This window comes from Cocleimonas sp. KMM 6892, from assembly GCF_035798195.1.
Lineage (GTDB): Bacteria > Pseudomonadota > Gammaproteobacteria > Thiotrichales > Thiotrichaceae > Cocleimonas > Cocleimonas flava.
Window position 1 is genome coordinate 191,712 of record NZ_JAPFBV010000002.1, and the last position, 16,733, is coordinate 208,444.

21 protein-coding genes are annotated in these 16,733 nt (G+C 39.4%); 5 read left to right on the forward strand and 16 right to left on the reverse strand.

Annotated elements, in window-relative coordinates; all coding sequences use genetic code 11:
• Positions 1-19 precede the first annotated feature (19 nt).
• Positions 20-1,090 (forward strand): AI-2E family transporter, encoded by a 1,071-nt coding sequence (locus OO007_RS06450; RefSeq protein WP_299877126.1) that lies wholly within the window; start codon positions 20-22, stop codon positions 1,088-1,090.
• A 113-nt stretch (positions 1,091-1,203) separates the two neighbouring features.
• Here the strand turns inward: OO007_RS06450 and OO007_RS06455 are convergent, their stop codons facing one another.
• The 12 genes from OO007_RS06455 to OO007_RS06510 all read right to left on the reverse strand — a co-directional run bounded on the left by OO007_RS06455 (position 1,204) and on the right by OO007_RS06510 (position 8,985).
• Complete coding sequence (locus tag OO007_RS06455) at positions 1,204-2,151, reverse strand: c-type cytochrome (protein WP_325808183.1); 948 nt, start codon at positions 2,149-2,151, stop codon at positions 1,204-1,206.
• 20 nt (positions 2,152-2,171) lie between these two features.
• Positions 2,172-2,861, reverse strand: coding sequence for a c-type cytochrome (locus OO007_RS06460; protein WP_325808184.1), 690 nt, complete (start codon positions 2,859-2,861; stop codon positions 2,172-2,174).
• A 285-nt stretch (positions 2,862-3,146) separates the two neighbouring features.
• Complete coding sequence (locus OO007_RS06465) at positions 3,147-3,485, reverse strand: hypothetical protein (protein WP_325808185.1); 339 nt, start codon at positions 3,483-3,485, stop codon at positions 3,147-3,149.
• A 1-nt stretch (position 3,486) separates the two neighbouring features.
• Positions 3,487-3,834, reverse strand: coding sequence for a hypothetical protein (locus tag OO007_RS06470; RefSeq protein ID WP_325808186.1), 348 nt, complete (start codon positions 3,832-3,834; stop codon positions 3,487-3,489).
• A gap of 62 nt (positions 3,835-3,896) precedes the next feature.
• Positions 3,897-4,544, reverse strand: coding sequence for a hypothetical protein (locus OO007_RS06475; protein WP_325808187.1), 648 nt, complete (start codon positions 4,542-4,544; stop codon positions 3,897-3,899).
• Between the two features lie 56 nt (positions 4,545-4,600).
• Positions 4,601-4,870, reverse strand: a complete 270-nt coding sequence (locus OO007_RS06480; RefSeq protein WP_131905563.1) for an Lrp/AsnC family transcriptional regulator — start codon at positions 4,868-4,870, stop codon at positions 4,601-4,603.
• 174 nt (positions 4,871-5,044) lie between these two features.
• The gene (locus OO007_RS06485) at positions 5,045-5,416 is read right to left on the reverse strand and encodes a hypothetical protein (protein ID WP_325808188.1); all 372 of its coding nucleotides are present in this window, start codon (positions 5,414-5,416) and stop codon (positions 5,045-5,047) included.
• Positions 5,417-5,518: 102 nt separating this feature from the next.
• Positions 5,519-5,959 carry a PACE efflux transporter gene (locus OO007_RS06490; RefSeq protein ID WP_325808189.1) on the reverse strand — a complete coding sequence of 147 codons (441 nt, stop codon included), beginning with the start codon at positions 5,957-5,959 and terminating at the stop codon, positions 5,519-5,521.
• A gap of 213 nt (positions 5,960-6,172) precedes the next feature.
• Positions 6,173-6,556 (reverse strand): hypothetical protein, encoded by a 384-nt coding sequence (locus OO007_RS06495; RefSeq protein WP_325808190.1) that lies wholly within the window; start codon positions 6,554-6,556, stop codon positions 6,173-6,175.
• Between the two features lie 144 nt (positions 6,557-6,700).
• Entirely contained in the window at positions 6,701-8,002 is a 1,302-nt protein-coding gene (locus tag OO007_RS06500) for a hypothetical protein (RefSeq protein ID WP_325808191.1), read from the reverse strand.
• 6 nt (positions 8,003-8,008) lie between these two features.
• A complete protein-coding gene (locus OO007_RS06505; RefSeq protein WP_325808192.1) occupies positions 8,009-8,332 on the reverse strand; it encodes a hypothetical protein in 324 nt (107 codons plus the stop codon).
• Between the two features lie 104 nt (positions 8,333-8,436).
• On the reverse strand, positions 8,437-8,985 hold the full coding sequence (locus OO007_RS06510) for a hypothetical protein (protein ID WP_325808193.1): 549 nt from the start codon (positions 8,983-8,985) through the stop codon (positions 8,437-8,439).
• A gap of 620 nt (positions 8,986-9,605) precedes the next feature.
• On the opposite strand from OO007_RS06510, the gene OO007_RS06515 reads away from it, so the two are divergent.
• The 3 genes from OO007_RS06515 (at position 9,606) to OO007_RS06525 (ending at position 11,268) form a co-directional block, all read left to right on the forward strand.
• Positions 9,606-9,887: a YiaA/YiaB family inner membrane protein gene (locus OO007_RS06515; RefSeq protein ID WP_131905558.1), complete on the forward strand. Its 282-nt coding sequence runs from the start codon at positions 9,606-9,608 to the stop codon at positions 9,885-9,887.
• Between the two features lie 11 nt (positions 9,888-9,898).
• Positions 9,899-10,570, forward strand: coding sequence for a PspA/IM30 family protein (locus OO007_RS06520; RefSeq protein WP_325808194.1), 672 nt, complete (start codon positions 9,899-9,901; stop codon positions 10,568-10,570).
• 410 nt (positions 10,571-10,980) lie between these two features.
• Positions 10,981-11,268, forward strand: a complete 288-nt coding sequence (locus tag OO007_RS06525; RefSeq protein ID WP_325808195.1) for a DUF1127 domain-containing protein — start codon at positions 10,981-10,983, stop codon at positions 11,266-11,268.
• A 172-nt stretch (positions 11,269-11,440) separates the two neighbouring features.
• Here OO007_RS06525 and OO007_RS06530 read toward each other — a convergent pair whose 3' ends face one another.
• The 3 genes from OO007_RS06530 to OO007_RS06540 all read right to left on the reverse strand — a co-directional run bounded on the left by OO007_RS06530 (position 11,441) and on the right by OO007_RS06540 (position 12,930).
• Positions 11,441-11,773, reverse strand: coding sequence for a hypothetical protein (locus OO007_RS06530; protein ID WP_325808196.1), 333 nt, complete (start codon positions 11,771-11,773; stop codon positions 11,441-11,443).
• 131 nt (positions 11,774-11,904) lie between these two features.
• Entirely contained in the window at positions 11,905-12,189 is a 285-nt protein-coding gene (locus tag OO007_RS06535) for a hypothetical protein (RefSeq protein ID WP_325808197.1), read from the reverse strand.
• A gap of 87 nt (positions 12,190-12,276) precedes the next feature.
• Entirely contained in the window at positions 12,277-12,930 is a 654-nt protein-coding gene (locus OO007_RS06540; RefSeq protein ID WP_131905553.1) for a phosphoadenosine phosphosulfate reductase domain-containing protein, read from the reverse strand.
• Positions 12,931-13,339: 409 nt separating this feature from the next.
• Between OO007_RS06540 and OO007_RS06545 the strand changes: the two genes are divergently transcribed.
• Positions 13,340-14,731 carry a vWA domain-containing protein gene (locus OO007_RS06545; protein WP_325808198.1) on the forward strand — a complete coding sequence of 464 codons (1,392 nt, stop codon included), beginning with the start codon at positions 13,340-13,342 and terminating at the stop codon, positions 14,729-14,731.
• A gap of 176 nt (positions 14,732-14,907) precedes the next feature.
• Here the strand turns inward: OO007_RS06545 and OO007_RS06550 are convergent, their stop codons facing one another.
• Positions 14,908-16,674 (reverse strand): NADPH-dependent assimilatory sulfite reductase hemoprotein subunit, encoded by a 1,767-nt coding sequence (locus tag OO007_RS06550; RefSeq protein WP_325808199.1) that lies wholly within the window; start codon positions 16,672-16,674, stop codon positions 14,908-14,910.
• Between the last annotated feature and the right edge of the window lie 59 nt (positions 16,675-16,733).

Below are 16,733 nucleotides of genomic sequence, written 5' to 3' on the forward strand. Positions count from 1 at the left end.
ATAACGGGTTGTAATACGCATGCAAACGAAAGACTTCAAAGCACTATCAGAATCGATAAAAATCCCTCTCTGGGGGCTTTTTATTATCGGTGTTTTGTTTGTCTTGCACGTCGGTCAAAGCCTGTTAATCCCCGTGTTTCTGGCGATTTTAATCTCCTTTATGCTGACACCCGTTGTGTTGTTTTTAATGAAACTTCGCATTCCGCGCGCTATGGCGAGTTTTCTGGTGTTGTTGATTTCATCCTCGCTGATCGTACTTTCGTTTAATAGTCTGTCTACGCCTGCAGGTGAATGGCTGGAAAAATTACCCAAAGAAATACGCAATATAGATAGACGTTTAAAGGTGTTTAAAAGCTCTGTTGATAACGTCAAAGAAGCCACGAAAAAAATAGATGACTTAACTGAAATGGCAACGGGTGATTCAAGTTCAGGGCAAACGGTACAAACAAAACCAGGTATAGTCGCCAAAATGCTGGATAGCACCCAGTCGTTTATTGGGGGTTTCTTGATTTTTATCGTGTTACTGTTTTTTATACTGGCGTTCGGTCATTCCCTGGTCAGGCAACTGGGGCGTTACTGGAAGCGGCTAGAGTACGAAACCAATATCATCAAAGCCATCAGCGATACGCAACAAACCATCAGTCGCTATTTATTCCTGATTACCGCGATCAATATTGTCCTCGGTTTAATCGTTGCAGGCGTGATGTGGTGGCTGGGAATGCCGAATCCATTGGTGTGGGGCGCGAGTGCTGCGTTACTCAATTACATTCCTTACGTTGGCCCGCTAATTAACATCAGCATCGTTGCAGTTGTGTCTTTGTCGACCTTCAATACGCCCTTTAATATTCTGATGCCACCCTTGGCTTTATTGGGTTTGAATTTGCTGGAAGGCCAGTTTATTCAACCCTTTTTTGTCGGCAAAATGTTAACCGTCAATCCGGTGATTGTGTTCTTGTTCATCCTGTTTTGGGGGTGGATCTGGGGAGTGTTGGGTATATTTATGGCAGTGCCGATTCTGGTCAGCATCAAAATTATTCTGGACCAGAAGATTGAAAACCAAAACGCCAAGGCAGAAAGTGAGGAGTCTTAGACTTAATTCTGATTAATGATTTTATTCTGATGAATCAGTTTTAATCTAATAAGCACACTATAAAAAAGTGCCCCTAAGTAGGGGGGTGACCTTAAAAATTCAATTGAAGCCAATTATTTTGTACCCGTACCAATGAGCTTATCGTCCACTTTTTTGTCATAAAAACATTGGTGTTTGTGGAAGGTGTTAGCGGTTTCATCGATATTACCCTTAAATCGTGGATCTTGTGGCCGTTCATGGCTGTTCATAAATGCCGCCACATCCCAAGCTTCCTGATCACTCAGGCTATTCGGTTTACCAAGCGGCATATTGGCTTTGATGAAACCTGCGGCTGTGTTCACGCGGTGCATTCCAGCGCCCCAGTTGAAGGAGTCTTTTCCCCACAACGGAGGAAAGGCGTATTTACCATTGGCTTTGGTACCTCCACCATTAGCGCCATGGCAGATTGCACAATTATCGTTATAAACCATTTTACCGCGACCCACATCGGGTTCTAATTTTGCTTTGTCGAGTTTTGGATAACCCCGACCCGGCAACGCTTGTCCCGTGGGTGCGCCAGTCGACATCCAGTAACTATAGGCAACCATAGCCGTGAGTTCCTTACTTGCAAAAGGCGGTGGAGTACCATTCATACTATAAGTAAAACAACCGCGGATACGTTCATCGATGGTGTTCACATGGTCGTTTTTGCTGCGATAGGCAGGGTACATGGGAAAGGCTCCCCACAATGGCGCTGAGTTAGCCATTCTGCCGCGATCCAGATGACAGTTTCCGCAATTCAATTCATTATTGACGTATTTACCGCGTAATTGCTGGGTATCCATAAACAAGGATTTACCATAGCGGACAGCCTCACCAAAAGGCGTATCTGGGATATCCGCTTCTTTGGGGGGAGTAAACGTTGCAACGCCTTTCGGGGCAGTCTCTAATTCAAGCTGGTAATCTTTATCTGTATTTCTAGTTGTGCTTTTTTCTTCAGCCGAAACGCTCATCGATGAGGCAGTCAATGCAACCAGGCTGAATCCCACTAGCACTTCAATGACTTTGTTTTTGTTGGACATAATAAACTCCTGAAATAATTCTAGTGCCAAGCACTAGAAAGGCTCGCTAAATACGCACTCACGGATTTTATTTCTGCATCACTTAAGCGCAGTGCGACGCCTTTCATAAGATCGTTGGGGTCATTCTTGCGTTGTCCATTGCGCCATGCATTTAACTGTTGTTCGATATACAAGGCACCTTGTCCGGCAAGCGCGGGGAAGTTTTCGCCGATACCGCCAGCACTCTCACCATGACAGGCATAACAGGCAGGAATATTTTTAGACCAGTTGCCGTTTATTGCCAGTTGTTTGCCTTCTTTAAAAGAGGCAATAGTGGCGTCATCTGTGTCAGGTTTTTGTGTTGAAGCAGGTATTTCTAATTGCGAATAATAAGTGGCGACCGCTTTTATTTCATCGTCCGACAAGCCTTGGGCAATTGGCTTCATCACTGCGTTTACCCGTTTCTCGCTGGCGAAGTCCTGTAACTGTTTTTCGATATAAGCAGGTTCCAATCCTGATAATCGGGGAAATCCAGCCGAGGCTAATCCACCGCCATTTACGCCATGGCAAGCAACACATGCGGTAGCGCCTTTGGTATTACCTTGCTTTGAGAGCGTTTCCCCTAAATCACTTGCCATGCTGGCTTGAGTGAATGTCAGCAGAATCGGGATGAGGATACTGTTGAGCCTGATGTTTCTATAGCTAACGTTTCTGGATTTGAGTTTTAGCATAAACTTAATCGCTCCATTATCTTGAGGCTTGAGATCAGATGATTGAACTGTTTATTGCAGGCTTGTTTTCAAAAGGTTTTTCATTACAAGCGTTTCAATATCAAACAAACTATCAAAGAATAACAAAGTGATGAAGTAGGAGTTATACGTAAGCACATAGGACATATACGTAAGAATAAGACGTATCTCATTGAAATAATGGCGATAAAAAAGTGCCCTAAAGGTGGGGGGTGGTTTTTTATTTTTTAATACAAGAAATAATTGATTCAGGCATAGAAAACTTAATCAATAATAACCGTGTTTCTCAGCATAATCCGCCATTTCAAGCATTAGTGATTTCTTCTCAAGTAATTCTAAAATCACTGTAGCCATGCTATTTGCTATTGATTCTGTCTTTGTATAAGCGACAAAGACATCACCTTCTGGTTCGATGTAATAATCGCTTAGGCTTAATTGTCGAGTTTCATAAAACGCACATATTACACCGTGCCAAATATGACCTTGAGAGTGTTGGTGCTTTTGTTCTAGCCACTCGACAATGCCTTCTTGTTCGGGAAGCCAGAGTGTGAAATTTCCATTAATGGGAGATTTTTCAATGACACATGGATCAAAATTATTGCTCATTTCAGTCACCTGATTTTTGATTACTGGCAATCAGTCCTTTCAGTTGGAACAATAAAATAGCGATGATAATCAACAGTAAAAAGCTACTGACCGTCCCGGCAATTGATGAAATCTGTACATATTCTGCAATCAATTCCATATTATTTCTGTTCATCATCGGGAAGACTAAACTGCCAACTTTAAGCGCAGATAAAAAAGCAATCAGCAACGTCGATATGACTAACAACACAAAACTACGTGTGGGTAGGTATTTTTTGAATTGAACCGATAGGATGATAAACAATAAAGTTGGGGTTACTGTATATACGATAAAGACGATCGCAAGCGCTATTCCTTTAATGTAATCCATAGAACTCTAGATCCTTTCGTGTTGGCAACGCTCGTTAGTTAGTTAGTTAATAAATAGTGACTTCAGTTATCCTTAAAACCTGGCCAATACGTCAGCTCAGACAAAACGGCTTTATCGATGATTTTTGGTCGAGCGCGTCTTAGTGGTTTCTTATAATCAACGGGTGACACGAATAACGCTCTGAAATTTCCACCTAAACAAACCATGGTGTTCTTCATTCCATTTTGACCAAAGGAACAGCCTCTATCAACCCCTGTACCCCAGGGGACATCTCTCATTTCAGCAAAGGTTGTTTTACCCACGATGGCGTTAGCAGGCCCTTTAACCAAACTATTACGCGTGCGCACTAAAAAAACATATTCGCCGGATTTATTCTCTGCCCCAGCGTAAGTAGAACCGGATTCCTTGCCCTCATCCACATCAACACAACTAAGTGAAAATACAGGGTCAGGATTCGACCCTAGGCGCACATGAAAACCTTTCGCATCCTCTCTGTAGGTATCATCAAAAACAGCGGGTTCTACGATAAAACCAGGGAATGCTTTTGATACATTTTCCAGAAGACACTTTGTAGAATAATCAATGCCTCCAGCATGTTTAAAGCCAATGGTGAGCAAGTCTGCTGCTGTTTCTTTCGCGGATGTGGGTGTCGCAAACAGGCCAGGGCTAAACAACAAGAAGGCTATGAGTACTGCTATGTGTTTCGCCATGCTCTTAAATAAGTCCTTCAATAAGTTCTTCACTATGTTCACTAGGTCGGGTTGGTTTACATAGAGAACATAGAATCCAGATCATGCTTTGAGAAGGCTTTAAACGACAGCATGGTATCGGTCTTTTTAACCCCATCCACGTTCACAAGATTGCCTGTTACAAGCTCCGCAAGATCGTCATTGGTTTTTACGCGAATCATCACCACAAGATCATACTTACCGGTTACAGAATACACTTCAGAAACGCCCGGAATATCTGCCAACTGCTCAGCCACTTCGTTTACTTTTTTTCTTTTTACTTTTAATAGAATGATAGAGGTAACCATATCGATGTCCTTATAATATTTCTAAATTTGAAAACTCATTTATATTGAATGTGTGAGATAGAAGCTAATGCTAAAAGCTGAGCGTTTATGAGTCCAGCATAAAGTGTTTTTGCTGTGACTTTATGTCCTATGGCTTGGTTTGAAAATGCGTTGTAAAAACCTGATTAAAAAAATCTAACTACCTTCCCTGATATGCCACAACACCCCAGCAGGGTCGCCAATCTGCATCATTTGACCACCTTCCTGTTCATGCGGTTCTGCAAATACCTTGGCTTTGCCCTCGTAGTTTTCCGTAATATTTAGCGGTTTTACGTTTTCCCACCAAGCAGCTAAATCATCCAGATAAAGGCACAGCATAGTGTTGTTCGCCCATTCTTCAATATAATAATCCTGAAGCCAGAAGCTGTTACCGTTCATGTCTAGCCTAACTGCATTATCAATTTTAGCGACTTCAACAAACCCCAGATCCTTATAAAAACGCAACGATAAATCAAAGTCTTTAGCAGGCAGAAAAGGCGTAATGCCGTTGACCGTGGTATGACTCATTGTTGTGCTCCTTTGGTTTCTAATTCAGGGTTTAGATGAGTCTAACAAAAAACGCCTCAAAGTAGGGGGGTGCCAATATAACAATAAAACCCAATTATAGATTTAAAGCTTAGTGTCACCTTGCTTTTCTGCAGATGCAGGCAGTCCAAAAACGCGATCGAAGGCCCATGTGAAAACAATGGCATAGATAAAGAAGAACACGAATAAACCAAGGTTCGCCACAAACGCACTGAGCGCTGAAATATCCAACCAATAAGCCATAACCGGAACCAGCATAATAACGAGGCCACCTTCGAAGCCAGTACCATGAATCAAACGTCTCATAAATGATCGCCCTTTAACCGTTTGACGAGACTCCCAGCGCTCAAACAATGCATTGAACACATAGTTCCAGGCGAGTGCAACGCTGGATAAAACAAAGGCGAGACCAAAGGTTGAAGCCGAGGATTTATCGAAAACGAGACTCAGAATCGGGCCAACAAAGGCAATAGCAAAGACTTCATACAAGATAGCTTGCAGAACGCGACGTTTTTTGGGGCTCATGATGGAATTCCGATACTGCGCTTGGCGCAAGGTTTAACTGAAGCTTATGTGCTTACTCTATGAAACGCGTGTTAACGGTTGCTAAATACGCACATTCAAAAACATAAGAGTATAGTAACTGGATGCTACTAACAGAAATTAATTATTGGAAATAAAGCGTTTATTTAAATGGGCGAAGTACTGTTTAGTGCAAGGTGAAATGGTTGTACGTTTTTACCGTTGTTTACCGCATTGATTAGCTAAGTATTTAACTATATCCACTATTTGAGATGATGGGATAAATCGTTGCTCATCAAATATGTGCACTGGGCCACGATCATGTGTCTGCAAGAATGCATGGTACTTTTCTTCATGCTTGAAATATGAAATTGTAAATGAGTTTGGAATATCTTGACCTGATAAAGCGTCTTTAGCCTTAAATTGAATTTTTAATAAGTTGTCACCTATCTCTACAAGCTCAGACTCAGTATTTGATTCACAAAGTGCAATGTCATCTACCAGCTTTTTAAACTCAAGAATTGATATTTTAGGCTCAAAATAATCTTTCTTGTCTGATGATAATAAGAAAGAGGTCAGTAAATGTTTATCTACAGTCATAGCAGGGTATGTATATTAAGTGATCTGTTATTAGTTTATGCATTAGGTGATTTTCCTGAGATTCTATAACGTCTTGCTCAGAGGAAATGGTGAGGGTGAGTAAATATTTTTTTCGATGAAATGACTTGGAACCACAGTCACTTGTTAGCCGTTAAAATCAAAGCCGAACTTACTTTTTACACTTTTGATAAAAGAATAAAATGGGATTTGAAATTCAAAAATAAAATCTTTTTTATTATATGAGCTCCATGTTTTATGTAGCGATTTATGTTTACGAATATCTTTTAACAAGTTAAGTGTTTGCTCATTAAATAAAAGGCTATTTGTAGTGTTGTGAGCTACACTGCCCCACCAAAGTATCTCAAATATTGTTTCAGCATCTCCATTTTTACCATTTTTAGTATTGTTCTTTATCATATGTCTTAAAACTCCAATTCTAGTCATAGGATATGGATGAGATGGTGACTTTAGTGTTGTAAATAAACTTCCCTTAAATTGAAAGCCCAAGATTTTATAGAGTATGTCTATACTGGTTAAAAAAACTTCAACACCCATGAAGAAGTCTGGGATAAATAACTCACCATCGTTACATTTTAATGACATTTGTAATGCAAGTACATCGGCCTCGATTTCTTGTTGATGGCTCCTAGAAATATGATCAAAGTTTAATTCTTTAACATTTTCCTTGGGGGAATCTTTTAAGTGCCCCAATAATATATGAGCATATTCATGGCAAAGTATAAAATATTCAGCTGTTATTAGTATTGCCCCTGAATCAATTTTTGCTGGTAGAGAATTATAGGACAATTTATTATGAGAGACTTCCCCCTTACAGAGATAACTACTAATAAGATAATTAAAGGCTTCTTGATTATCTTTAGAAATACTATAAATTTTTGAATAACTAATCTGGGAAATATCTAAATTATTGTTTTTTATATAATTAATGTGTTGTTTTGTGATTTTTTCATATGGAATACTATTAGCTACAATTTGGCTAATTTCTCTTAAGAAATTAAACAATCCTGACTGAAATGCTATTACATATTCCTCAGACTTAGGTACAGGTATAGAAAATGCATTCGGTGACCCGATGGGTAGTGAGAAGAAATTCGGGAACTGGGTTGTTATTTGGTTTTTCTTTTTGATAGTTTTAATCAAATCATGAAGTATCTTGTACTCACCTAGGTCTTGCCTATCCGGAATATTTTTTCTATGCAAGTTTAAAAAATCAATCATGTTATTACTTACGGACTTCGCAATTTCAATATTTTCATTTTTAGATTTTGTTTTATATTTAAAAGCTTCCGATATAATATTTGTATTTATATCGGTTAATACGTCTTTGAAAGCTTCTTTATCTGTGTCATATAGGTTTAGTAGTTTATCTTCTTCTAACGAATATAACTTTTGCTGTTCATTAATATAATCTATAGATTTAGACATATTGATTTACTTTTCGCTATTACATAATTTGTCTAGTCCAACCTTTGTTATAAGTTTTGCAACAGTTATTGGAGCAACTCCAATTACAATTGAAGAAATTAGGTCTGCAACAGCAATGTTTAAGTCACTTTGCTCTTCAATAAATTCTTGTTTACTACAAAGAATACCAATTATTTCCTTCTTTTTTTCTTCAAACCACTTTTTGGCATGTTCAATATATTCCTCTTTATTCCTTTTAAGAACTCCTTTCTGTCCATCAAGTAGCTCAGTTCCAATTTCTAGTAACTCGGCATTAAAAGTATGATCTAGATAAAAGTTGTTACTTGTCATTGTATATTTAGTTCCAGTGATGTTGGTGAATAAGGTCAGGCTAACGGCTTGCTCAGCGGAAAAATGCGAGCGTCAGCGAGTAGTTTTTCCGATGCAGCAATTTGTTATGTGCTGCCGTATTTGCCTTCCCATTCTAAGAACTCATTAAGTGTTCTAGCAGTAAGTAGCCTTGCTCCATGATCAACAAATTGCTGTATTTGGAGTGTTGCTTTCCAGTCATTTTTCCCCTGATAGCCATACAAATATACTATGGGTTTAAGGTAAGAGTGTCCGTTTAGCTCTTCAATGTCAAAGTTGATCTGTTGGCCATGAACAATCTTATTGCATGCTTCTCTTAGTGAAAGCTGTTGTGTCGAGTTTTTAAACAATAACTCACCACAATAAAACGGATTTTTTTCTTCTTTATCTGCTTCCGACTCATCATCCAATATCCTAATAATTATTGCGCTTTGTAGTAAAATGCGACTTACTTCATCCTCTAGGAATTCTCGAGGTAGCCTATTTATGCAGAGATCTTGATTTGATTCAACATTTTGATTAGCAAATGATTTATTTGCTTCGAAATAACAAGCTAATCGATAGATATCTAGACGTATTTGTTTGAGGTTTAAATTATGTCCTTTTAGAAAATTTGGATTTTCAATTTCTGCCATTTTTACCTCATATCACATAACAGCTTATTATACAGACCCAAATAATATCTTACTATACGGATTAGCTCAATTTATGAGTGCTAATGACGCTATAGCTGGATGTTTATAATAGTCAGGCGTTAAATTATCTTACTATACGGAATAACTTGTTTTGGTCGTAAAGAATAGCTATTAAGAATAAGCAGGTACCTTTCAAGACTATTGTGAGAAATTATTCTCATTCATTTAAGCATTCATTTACTGAAATATTTCGACTTATAACCTAAGCCTGAATTTTTATAAATTAGAAAAAAGTGCCCTAAAGTAGGGGGGTGACTTTATCTTTATAGACTTAGTCAGATCTAGTTATTCTCACACTCATATTTCCCCAAATCGACTTTAAGTATCACTAATTAATACTCATAGGTGCGCTTATCACTCTTTTTATTAGAATTATTGTCGATTGTAATACCTTTCTCTAATCTTCGTTTCCAGTTACAGGGACATACACATTCGGACTTGTAACTTTGCATTAATAACAACGTTAAAACTAAGTTCAAAACAACGTTAAAAAACAAAGTTAATAAAACAGTTATTAACAAACAAAACGAAATACTTTTTAAAGCAAAAGAGGAAAGATCATGAGTACTGCTACATTACAATCACTTCAATCTAATTCTACAGGCTGGTTACTTTTCGTAAGATTGACCTTCGGCATATCTATCGCAGCGATGCTGGGTTTCATCTTCTTTATGGAAGGCAGTTTGTTAATGCGCGGCTACCTCGCATTGAACTCACTATTTTTGATTAGTTCGACCATCATTATGTCTAAAACTATGCGTGATGAGCACGAGGCGCAGAGTATTAATCGTAAAATCAGTGAAGCGAAGACCAATAAAATTCTTAAAGAATACGCGGAATAGGAGGGTTGATTATGTTTGAATTTATACAGAAATTATCGACTGCCGCTCGCGGTGGTACTCGGGAAGTGTTGGAAAATGCGGTTGATGCGCAATCACTTCGAATTTTGTCGCAGGAGATTTACGAATGCGAGGCGAGCCTTAAGGAGTCTAAATTACATTTGTCGAATGTGGTGGCGGAAAAGCTCAGCATTAAACGCAAACTCGATGCGCAGAAACAGCGAGTCGCAAATAAAGAACAGGAAATTCGCGAGTCGCTAGAGCAGGGTGATGAGGCTTCGGCATTGTTACTGGCAGAGGAGTTGGCGCAGCTTGAAACCTGGGTGAAAACGCAGCAACAGCAACATGATCAGCTACAGGATTATGAGACGAATCTGCTACAGGCGTTAAAGCGCACGGCGTTTACGTTGTCGAAATACCGGAATGAGTTGAACATGGCGAGAGCGGTTGAGGAGACGCAAAAGAGTGTCGGTAAGATTTCGGTACATGCGAATAAACACAGCCATACGTTTTCGCGAATGCAGGAGTCACTGGATCGGATTAAGCTGAAGCATGAAAATTTCGATGACAAAATGCTGGCGATGCAGAATATCGAATCACATATTCGCGGTGAGCCAAGTTCACAAGAGATTAACAAGAAGAGAGCCGAGGAGGTGCTCGCACGATTTAAGAAGTCGGTTGATTAACTGATGTTCTGTTCTTACGGTCAATTACAGTTAATTAACGTTGATTACAGTTAATTGTAGTTAATTGTTGTTAAAAACGGAGGAAATAATCGCAGGGTGTAATGTCGAAAATTGATGTTACATGCTGCGATTTTTTTGTGAAATTTTACTGGCGGTGAAGGCGAAAATTTACTAAAGTACGCGCACTTCGAAAATACGCCACTTCAAAAAAGCGTATTGGAATAAAATAATAAAAACAAATAATTACAGCATCCTAATAATTACTATTGGTTAGCAAAACTATACAATCAGGCAATATTAACTCGCTTGTGAAGTTCTCTTAAAACTCTAAAATTGACACATCGAAACGCAAAATGGTTTGCGCATTCGAATATTAAAATAATTTGAAAACAATTTAAGAGGTAAACACAATGATAGTAGGAAAAATAGTAAACGGATTAAGTAGTTTAGTCGGTGGCATCAATGAAGGCATGAGACTTTCTGGTTATGCACGTACAGCACAGGAATTACGTTTGTTATCTGATAAGCAATTAGCTGATTTAGGTATTTCAAGAGCGTTATTGGAAATTGGCGTAAACGCATACCCTTGGAAAGCAGAAGAAGTTTCTAAGCTTATCCCTGATAATGTAACTACACTAAAAGCTAAAGAAGCTGTTACAGAAGCGCCACAGATGCCTAGAACACCTAAAGCTGCTTAATATTGTTTAAGCAGTCTTAGACTGTTTGTTCTAAGACAAGTAAACAGCTGAAAATAGTAACAAGTAACTAAGTAGTAATTTTAAGTAATGCCCTCAGCAACAACGGCGGTCCAGTTAGTATAATACTCATCTATCTTGATAAGCGTATTGAGAATAGCAGTAAGCCTGTTCTTTATAAAACGATAGTGAGTAAAACAACTGATTTCTGTACGCCACTCAAGGCGTGTTTTACACCCGCATCCAGATACACTAATTGACCTTGTTGGATGGAGATTTCTTCATCAGGCAATTTCAATATCACGTGCCCTTCAATACATTGAAATACGGTTGCACCGGCTACGCTGCAATAATCTGAGTGATGCATATCTGCGCCTGCTTCAATCACAATGCGAGCAATCTCCAAACCTTTGGTTTTTGTAATGGCTTTGGATTGTTCTTTTTTTAAATCATTCGCCCAGGTTTTAAGGTCTACGAGTTCGCCGGATTTCGCATGATGGGTCGCCATTGTTGTTACACCTTTGGATTACAAAACAGAAAGTAACAGTTAGTAGACAGCATTCCGATGCAAATAACCAGATATCCTGATCTTGCTTGTAGGTTGTTTTATTTAACAACCAAAGCAACGCTTAAGATTAATTAAGCCGCTGTGGCAAATCGTTGCATGTGACGTTTGAATTTGAAATACACATCGAATATCTGGGTGGTATTTGAATCTGTCACGATAAAAAATGGCGCACGATCCATATTATGTTTTAAGGCTAATTGAATGCCTTCTGATTGCGCATCGTTCACGTCCGCAACCACGATGCGATCTATATATCGTAATGTGCCATCTTTTTCTAAACGATTAGATACATCGATACATTTAGCGCACCATTCGCCGGTTGCCAGTTTCTTTTTTACAAAGATGATTTCTTGCATATTGCCCTTCCGGATTTTGCTGATACCCCTTGGCAAATAGTGATTGCCAAGGGGTGATTTGTTTTTACTGTGGTGTATGTTTTTTGACTACGCCGCGTTTTCTATTGGCTGGTCTTCTACCTTTAAAGTGTGTAAACCACATTCGCGATCGCCTTCTGCTTTGGTCGGATCGAAGTAGTTTGTTTCGTTAGGTAGGTTGTACTTCTCGATATAGGCGTCCATCTGTTCTAATGTCCAATCGAGTAAAGGCGCTATCTTGGTTAAACCAAATGGGCCATTATCAACGTATTCCATGTCTGCGCGGACTGCTGTTTGTTCACGGCGTACTGCGGTAAACCAGACTTTATCTGTTTGTGAATTCATCGCGCGCTGGAAGGGCTCTAACTTGAATTGCTTGGTGAATTCTGCGTGACGCTCATCATCAATTGTTGGGATGCCGCCGAATACAGATTCTAAACGTACAGCCGTTACTGTTGGTGTATATACAGATACATTTAGGTTTAATTCTTCGATTGCGGTTTCTGCAAATTCGTAGGTTTCTGGCTTGTTTAAACCAGAGTCAATCCATACCACAGGAATATCGGGTTTAACTTGTGTGAGCATGTGTAAAATGACGGTTTCATACGGGCTGAAATTTGTAGTCACAAACGCGTTTGAATCAGCAGCTAATACCGCTTTGATAATTTCCTGTGGTGATTTGCCTGTCACTTCGGCATTTAATTGTTCAATGTTGATTGACATGATGTCTCCTAAAAATTAATGATTATGTTTGTACTGAAAAGTGCTTATTAATAACGGTATTCAGTGCATGAATGCTATTATCATTTAAATTTATCATCAGTTAAAACGATATAATTAGATTTATGTATCTAACTTTTAGATAAGGGTATAAGCCTTGATAATAGTGCTGGGGAGGAAAAAATGAATAAAAAAGGAACGAACAAAATAAAAAAAGGCCTGTAAGTAGGGGGGTGACTTTGGATCGATTCATTTCTAATTATTTATTTTATTACGGGAAGAGAAAAGCTGATGCCGTTTCTTGATATTGACAGTCATCATAGACAACTCAATGAATGGTTGTTTTTTAATGATATTCAGAATATAACTTTTTTATACTCATGAATAACTATACAAATTAAGGGGAGCTGTAATGCTGTTACGTTTTTTTCTACTCGTGTTTTTCTCTGTTTTACTTTCTGCATGTACAAGTGTTTCTACAACTTCTACATCTTCCGCGACAAAAAATAAAGGGAGTGACGTTTCTAAACCTGTTTTGGAGCCTGCACCAGCACCTAGGCCGGCTCCCGCTCCTGTAGCGTCTTCCCCTTCTTCTGCAAAAACTTTATCTGCTCCATCGGTCAGGGTAGCTGCAAAATCATCATCTTCTTCTTCGAGTTCGTCTGGCTTAACAAAGAAGCCCAGTCGTCCTTCGCATATACCTCAGTCAGGTCTTCTTACGGCGGGTGAAATTGATGATAATTTAAATTTTAAAGACTTCATACGCTACGCAAAGCGAGTTAAAGATAAACAAAATGGCAATGGTAATCTTGCTCAATACCCTTCGGTTATTGATAAGGGTGTGATTCATTTACAGGTGGTGGATACCACAGGTAGAGGATTGAGTAATGTGCATTTAAAAATTGCGGGACAAACTTACTATACGCGTAGCGATGGCCACTTCTATTTATACCCTGGTTATGAAATCCCTCAACTCGATTCTTCAAAATTAACAGTAACCTTGTTATCAAATGATTCACAACGTAGTCGAGCGCTTAAAACAACCGTCATCAATACTAGAAAAACAGGTGTACAAAAAATCACTCTAACAGGACAGCAAAATACACTACCTAAAGGACTTGATCTGATGTTTGTTATTGATACCACAGGCAGTATGCAGGATGAGTTGAGCTATATTAAATCTGAGCTTAAAAGCATTATTAATCGTGTTAAACGGTTACATCCAGAAACTAGCATTCGCTATGGTTTAATTGTTTATCGAGATGTGGGTGATCAATATGTGGTACGTCATTATAAATTCCAGAACTCATTATCTGTAATGGAAACACTACTTAAGAAGCAAAATGCAAATGGCGGTGGTGACTACCCGGAAGCTTTAGATGCGGCCGTTGAAAAAGGTGTAAATGCAGATTGGGGTAAAGGAAATCGCGCGAGATTGATGTTCTTGATTGCAGATGCGCCCGCGCATATTAACGGTGTAAACAAAGCCTTTAGTGCCGCTAAAATTGCTCATCAAAAAGGGATACGAATTTATCCACTGGGTGCCAGTGGCGTTAAGGATGAAGCAGAATATCTGATGCGACATATTGCCTTAATCAGTAACGGTCGCTATCAATTTTTAACGGATGATTCGGGTGTGGGTAACAAACACCAAGAACCGAATGTGGCATGTTATGTGGTGACACGATTGGATCAACTGGTGGTCAGAACGATTTCATCGGAGTTATCGGGTCGTCGTGTAGAACCGAGTAAAGCCGAGATGATTAGAAAAGTGGGTAAGTATGATAATGGCTTATGTCTTTAGAGTCTTCTCAAGGTATTAGAAATAAAAGAGATGGAGTTGTTACTAAAAAACACCCTAAAAGTAGGGGGGTGGTCTTTAATATAATAATAAAGGCTTATCCGTTATTACATAATGTGTAATAACGGATAAGCGCAATCTTAGATTTAACTAAGTATCATCCTCAAGGAGAAGAAGAATTAATCGTGGAAATCTAGACCTTGTGTTGTTGCTTTGACGTATTCTGCTCTGATGACATAATCACCAAAGTGTTCGCCCTTATTTCTATTGTTAGCATAATCGGTGAGTAATAGATCCATCTCTTCGAGGATTTGTTTCTCATCCAGATTTTCTTTATAGAGTTTACTGAGTCGATCACCCTGATGGCTTGAGCCGAGATACACATTGTATCGACCCAATGATTTACCGATAAATCCGATCTCACCCATTACCGAACGACCACAGCCATTCGGGCAGCCTGTCATACGGAATTTAATCTCATCATCAATCAAACCATTCTTTTCTAGAATGGGTTCTATTTTAGTGATTAAACTAGGTAAGTATCTTTCTGCTTCTGCCATTGCTAACGGACAGGTGTTTAGTGCAACACAGGCAATCGCATTGCGGCGCAGTCCACTTAGGTGACTGGCATCAGCGGATAAACCATATTTGGTGAAGATCGCTTCAATTTTGTCTTTGTCGTTTTCTTCGATATCGACGAGCAATACGTGCTGATTACCCGTGAGTCTGAATTTACACACACCGAGTTCAGCGATTTCTTTTAAGGCTTGTTTTTGTTGAGAGCCTTCGACGTTTTGTACGCGACCATGTTCAACAAAACATAGTAAGTGCCATTTATCATTGGTCGCTTTATGCCAGCCAAAGTTATCTGCTGACGTTTTGAATTCAACCGGCTTAGGTGCATCAAGCTCGTAACCAAGACGTTCGATCAACATGGTTTGGAATGTGTCTAAACCCATGCGGTCGATGGTGTATTTTAAACGCGCCTGACTGCGATCTGTGCGATCACCATAATCGCGTTGAATTTCTACGATTGTGGTAACGACTTCAAGTAATTGCTCTGGTTTTACATAGGCAATATCGGTTGCCAGTCGTGGGTAAGTTTCTGTGCGACCAAACGTCATCGCCAGGCCACCACCGACGGCAATATTGAAACCTTGCAGCACTTCATCTTTGACGATAGCGACGATGCCCACATCATTGGTGTAGATATCACTGTCGTTATTTGGTGGAATCGCTATACCAATTTTGAATTTTTTCGGTAGATAGAGTTTTCCGTAAAGCGGTTCAACGGTTTCTTCAGGCTCGGGTGCATTAACCTGTTTTTTGCCTTCACCATTACCTTCATCTAACCAGATTTCATGATAAGCGCGAGATTTAGGTAATAGGTGTTCGCTGATTTTTTTCGCCCATGGGAAGACCTGCGCATGAATTTTGGATTGCGTAGGATCAGGATCACACATGACGTTTCGATTGACATCACCACAGCCAGCAATGCTGTCGAGTAATGCTTTATCCATCGCTTTGATTGTCTGCTTTAAATCAAACTTGATGATTCCATGAAACTGCACCGCTTGACGCGTAGTCAATTTGAAATCTTTATTGCCGTACTCGTCACTGATCGCATCGAGTGCAAGCCATGCATCCGAAGTTAAATCGCCACCAGGAATTCTGACGCGAATCATGAATGAATAAGCAGGTTCTAATTTCTTTTCCTGACGCCCGATTCGCTGGTCTCTATCGTCTTGTTGATAGGTGCCGTGAAACTTGAGTAGGTAAGTGTCTTCTGCGGGAATCGATCCTGTTATTTGATCGGCAAAGGTATCGACTAAGGTTCCACGAAGGTAGTTACCTTTATCTTTCGCAACTTCCACTGGGGTGCTGTCATTGATTAACACGCCCTGGTGTTTGATGATTTCTTTGCTTGGGTCTAATACATTTTTCATTGTTTTGTGTTAAATCATACGGAGTATTTCAGCGATATCAGTATTAACGTGTCAGCTTG

What these genes read in the sequence shown, in the direction of transcription:
- OO007_RS06450 (WP_299877126.1), top strand. Translation starts at nt 20, where the DNA reads ATGCAAACGAAAGACTTCAAAGCACTATCAGAATCGATAAAAATCCCT.
- OO007_RS06455 (WP_325808183.1), bottom strand. Translation starts at nt 2,151, where the DNA reads ATGTCCAACAAAAACAAAGTCATTGAAGTGCTAGTGGGATTCAGCCTG.
- OO007_RS06460 (WP_325808184.1), bottom strand. Translation starts at nt 2,861, where the DNA reads ATGCTAAAACTCAAATCCAGAAACGTTAGCTATAGAAACATCAGGCTC.
- OO007_RS06465 (WP_325808185.1), bottom strand. Translation starts at nt 3,485, where the DNA reads ATGAGCAATAATTTTGATCCATGTGTCATTGAAAAATCTCCCATTAAT.
- OO007_RS06470 (WP_325808186.1), bottom strand. Translation starts at nt 3,834, where the DNA reads ATGGATTACATTAAAGGAATAGCGCTTGCGATCGTCTTTATCGTATAT.
- OO007_RS06475 (WP_325808187.1), bottom strand. Translation starts at nt 4,544, where the DNA reads ATGGCGAAACACATAGCAGTACTCATAGCCTTCTTGTTGTTTAGCCCT.
- OO007_RS06480 (WP_131905563.1), bottom strand. Translation starts at nt 4,870, where the DNA reads ATGGTTACCTCTATCATTCTATTAAAAGTAAAAAGAAAAAAAGTAAAC.
- OO007_RS06485 (WP_325808188.1), bottom strand. Translation starts at nt 5,416, where the DNA reads ATGAGTCATACCACGGTCAACGGCATTACGCCTTTTCTGCCTGCTAAA.
- OO007_RS06490 (WP_325808189.1), bottom strand. Translation starts at nt 5,959, where the DNA reads ATGAGCCCCAAAAAACGTCGCGTTCTGCAAGCTATCTTGTATGAAGTC.
- OO007_RS06495 (WP_325808190.1), bottom strand. Translation starts at nt 6,556, where the DNA reads ATGACTGTAGATAAACATTTACTGACCTCTTTCTTATTATCATCAGAC.
- OO007_RS06500 (WP_325808191.1), bottom strand. Translation starts at nt 8,002, where the DNA reads ATGTCTAAATCTATAGATTATATTAATGAACAGCAAAAGTTATATTCG.
- OO007_RS06505 (WP_325808192.1), bottom strand. Translation starts at nt 8,332, where the DNA reads ATGACAAGTAACAACTTTTATCTAGATCATACTTTTAATGCCGAGTTA.
- OO007_RS06510 (WP_325808193.1), bottom strand. Translation starts at nt 8,985, where the DNA reads ATGGCAGAAATTGAAAATCCAAATTTTCTAAAAGGACATAATTTAAAC.
- OO007_RS06515 (WP_131905558.1), top strand. Translation starts at nt 9,606, where the DNA reads ATGAGTACTGCTACATTACAATCACTTCAATCTAATTCTACAGGCTGG.
- OO007_RS06520 (WP_325808194.1), top strand. Translation starts at nt 9,899, where the DNA reads ATGTTTGAATTTATACAGAAATTATCGACTGCCGCTCGCGGTGGTACT.
- OO007_RS06525 (WP_325808195.1), top strand. Translation starts at nt 10,981, where the DNA reads ATGATAGTAGGAAAAATAGTAAACGGATTAAGTAGTTTAGTCGGTGGC.
- OO007_RS06530 (WP_325808196.1), bottom strand. Translation starts at nt 11,773, where the DNA reads ATGGCGACCCATCATGCGAAATCCGGCGAACTCGTAGACCTTAAAACC.
- OO007_RS06535 (WP_325808197.1), bottom strand. Translation starts at nt 12,189, where the DNA reads ATGCAAGAAATCATCTTTGTAAAAAAGAAACTGGCAACCGGCGAATGG.
- OO007_RS06540 (WP_131905553.1), bottom strand. Translation starts at nt 12,930, where the DNA reads ATGTCAATCAACATTGAACAATTAAATGCCGAAGTGACAGGCAAATCA.
- OO007_RS06545 (WP_325808198.1), top strand. Translation starts at nt 13,340, where the DNA reads ATGCTGTTACGTTTTTTTCTACTCGTGTTTTTCTCTGTTTTACTTTCT.
- OO007_RS06550 (WP_325808199.1), bottom strand. Translation starts at nt 16,674, where the DNA reads ATGAAAAATGTATTAGACCCAAGCAAAGAAATCATCAAACACCAGGGC.